Source organism: Kitasatospora sp. NPDC036755 (assembly GCF_040636595.1).
Taxonomy (GTDB): Bacteria; Actinomycetota; Actinomycetes; order Streptomycetales; family Streptomycetaceae; genus Kitasatospora.
Genome location: NZ_JBEZUT010000564.1, coordinates 1 through 3,308 on the forward strand (window position 1 = coordinate 1; position 3,308 = coordinate 3,308).

General features: G+C 76.9%; 2 protein-coding genes. Both read right to left on the reverse strand.

Translation table 11 applies throughout. The annotated features are described in order from the left end of the window. Nucleotides 1-1,254: hypothetical protein (locus AB0E96_RS39900; RefSeq protein ID WP_359831588.1), on the reverse strand; the 1,254-nt coding region annotated here is incomplete at its 3' end. Further along, nucleotides 1,251-3,035 (reverse strand): hypothetical protein, encoded by a 1,785-nt coding sequence (locus AB0E96_RS39905; RefSeq protein ID WP_359831590.1) that lies wholly within the window; start codon nt 3,033-3,035, stop codon nt 1,251-1,253. The genes AB0E96_RS39905 and AB0E96_RS39900, both read right to left, overlap by 4 nt. Nucleotides 3,036-3,308 lie beyond the last annotated feature (273 nt).

Consider the following 3,308-nt stretch of genomic DNA (forward strand, 5'->3'; position numbering starts at 1 on the left):
GCGGTCGTCGCGGTCGTCGCGCTCGTCGCGCTCGTCGCGCTCGTCGCGGTCGTCGCGGCGGTCCCGGCGGCGGTCCTCGGGGGCGGGACGGTCCGCCGGGGCGGCCTCCGGTCCGGCGTGGTCCCAGTCGTCGAAGGCCTCGCTGGGCCGGGCCGCGGGCGGTGCCTCGGTACGGTCAGGGCCCCGGTCCCGGTCCCGGGGTGCGGGCCCGGGGTCCACCCACGAGGGGGTGAACGAGGTGCCGCCGCCCCGCCGGTCGTCCGGGCGGCCGTGGTCCTTCGACGGGAGCTCGGGCCGCCGGGCGGCCTCCCGGACCGGCGGCCGGCCGAAGCTGCCCTCGATCCGGTAGGTGCCGGTTCCCAGCAACTCCCGTACCTGCGATTCGAGTTCGGCCGACTGGATGACGCCCTTCTCGACCAGCCGCAGGGTGTGGTTCAGCAGCTCCTGCTTGTCCGCGCGCGCCTCCTGGCGCAGCAGCTCCATGAAGGCGCGCGCCTGGTCCGGGTCGTCCGAGAGCATGAAGCAGATCTGGTTCCACTCGCCGCCCTCCAGCATCGCCCGGAAGGCACGCATCCGGATCTGGAGCAGCTCGGTGCGGTGGTACTCGGCCGCCCGCTCGCGGTCGCGGTCCCGGGCCGTCGTGAGGTCCTGCTGGTCGGCCTTCCGCGCGTGGTCGGCGTACTCGATGGTCGTCGCGTCCACCGCGACCCGCACGTAGAGGTCCGCGTGCAGCCCGAGGTCGTATCCCAGGTCGTCCCACTGCCCGTTGCGGCAGGCGGCCTTGGCCGCGCGGTCGACCTCGGCGGCGGCGCCCACCGGGTAGCCGGAGCAGATCGTGCGCAGGCGCTCCAGCAGCGGGCCCTTCAGGCGCTCGGCGACGTCGGTGACCTGGCCGTCCACCACCTTGCGGTAGTCGGTGACCGACCAGTAGACGTCCGCCTCCACCTGGAAGAAGGTGGCGCTGCCGACCGCCGGGACCTTGAGGGAGAGCTGGCACAGGTGGGTGCCCCGGGCCACCTCGCAGATCGTCACCGGCCGGCCGAAGCGGGGCCGGTCGACGTGCTCGGTGCCCATCGCGGTGACCACGCTGTGGCCGCCGTTGCGGTAGAAGTGCACCAGGGCGACCTCGGCGCTCGGCTTGCGGGTGCACTCGCTCGGGCGCTTGTACTCCTTCAGCAGCGGTCCGGCGGGCCGCTCGGGCCTGCCCGTCTTGGCGAAGGCCGGTGCGCCGGCGGCCTGCTGGTCGTCCTTCATCCTCGCTCCTCCGATTCCCTCGTGCCCTCGCCCGTCCGGCCGCCCTCGCGGCGGTCGGCGGGCCGGTCCCGGCCGCCGCGCCCGGCGCCGTCGGGGCGGGCTCCGGCGGGGCGGTCACTGGTGGGGCGGTCCCCGGCCGGACGGTCTCCGGCGGGACGGTCGCCGGTGGCGAGGTGCCAGAGCTCGCTCGCCCGCGCCTTGGGCAGCGGCTCGTCCTGGTCGTTCATCATGCGCCGCAGCAGCCAGTCCAGGCTCCGCCGGTCGCGGTTGTCGCGGACCAGGGCCGGCAGCAGCGCGGCCAGGCCGGCCCTGGTGTCCGGACCGCCCCCGTCGTCGGCGGTCCGCAGCCAGGACTCCAGGCAGTCGGTGGCGGCCTCGGAGGAGCGCGGCGTGTGCAGCGCCGTCCACAGCAGGTCGGCCAGCGGGCCGGCGCGGTCGGGGCGGGCGGCGGCCAGGGCCAGCGGCAGCGGCCACTCCAGGTACCCGCCCAGGTCCGGGGAGGCCTCGCCGTCCCAGACCTCGCCGACCTCGGTCACCGCGAGCCGGACGACGGCCAGCAGGCCGAGGTCCTGGTGGGGCACCCGCTGGTCGGCGGTCCACTCGCCGAGGCGGCGCAGCACGGCCCGGTCGTCGGGGCCGGCCAGCAGCCGGACGACGCCGTGCGAGGCGATCGGCGGCTCCGCGTCGCCCTCGCGGGTGCCGATCCGGGCCAGGTCGTCGAGGGCGGCCTCCACCGGGGCGGCGTGGCCGAAGCCGAGCACCATGGCCGCGGTCCAGCACAGGTGCGCGGAGTGCGACCTGGTCCAGTCGTGGACGAGCTCGTGGACGACCTTCCGGTGGCTCTCGTGCCGGGCCACCTGGTCCAGCACGGTGGCGGCGAAGGCCCGGCGCCGGGTGGCGGCGGCGGTGGCCATCGGGCGGACCAGCTTCTCGTAGCCGGTGGCGAAGTCGCGCGCGCACAGCTCACCGGAGGCGAGCGCGGCGCGCACCCAGATCTCGGGCCTGGGGTCGTCGGCGAGCAGCCGCATCCAGCGGACCACCGGCTCGCGGGCCGGGTGGTGCCGGTCCCAGACCTCCGCGAGCACCGCGCCGGACAGCGCCGAGCCCCGGTAGCGGACGATCCGGGCCGGCGCCCTGACCCCCGCCGTCTCCACCTCGCCCTCGGTCAGCTCGGCGCGCAGCGAGGCGAGATCGGAGACCGGGTCGTCGCAGAACAGCGGGCGGGCGGGCGTGCTGTCCGGGTCCCGGGCCACCGCGAGCTCCCAGGTGAGCAGGCGGGCGGCCTCGGCCACCGCGCTGTGGGCGGCGCCGTTGAGGACCGCCAGCGCGATCCGGGAGGCGGTCGGGTGCAGGACGGCGGCGGCCGACCGGCTGGCGGACCGCTCGGGGGACCCGGCGCCGGACGCGGTCGCGTCGACGATCTCGCGGTCCGCGCCCGCGAACCACTCCTGGGCCTGCTGCGGAGCCAGGCTGGCGCAGCCGCCGAGGAGTTCCGCGCGGCTCAGCCGGCCCAGCACATGGGCGGCGACGAGGTCGGCGAGCAGCTCGGCCTCGGCGGGCCGGAGGTCCTCCAGCCCGACGGCGGACCGCAGTTCGGCGTCGTCGACGAGTTCGTGGGCCCGGGCGGTCGGGTCGTCGGGGACCCCGGCGCCGGCCGTCGGGCCGGCGGCCAGGTGGGCGGCGATCCGGGCGCGCAGCAGCGCCTCCGTGGGCGCCGGCGGGCAGATCAGCCCGTACCGGCCGGACAGCAGCGGGGTCGCCGTCGGACCGGCGGCCACCACCAGGACGGCGTAGGAGTCGGAGGCGGCGAGCGCCGTGGCGAGGGCGTCCAGTTCGAGCTCGCTCGGGGGCTCGGCGACGCTGCCGCGGCCGGAGGGGAGTTCGAGCAGGTAGCCGTGCCCGCGCCGGGCCTCGTCGGCCGCGGTGGCGGCGAGCCGCCGTACGGCGGTCTCCGGGGAGACCCGGAGTCGACGGCCGCAGCAAGAAGTTCCGCGCGGCCAAGGAGAAGATCCGCGAGGAGGTCCGCGCCGAGTTCCGGATGGGCAGCGCTCCCC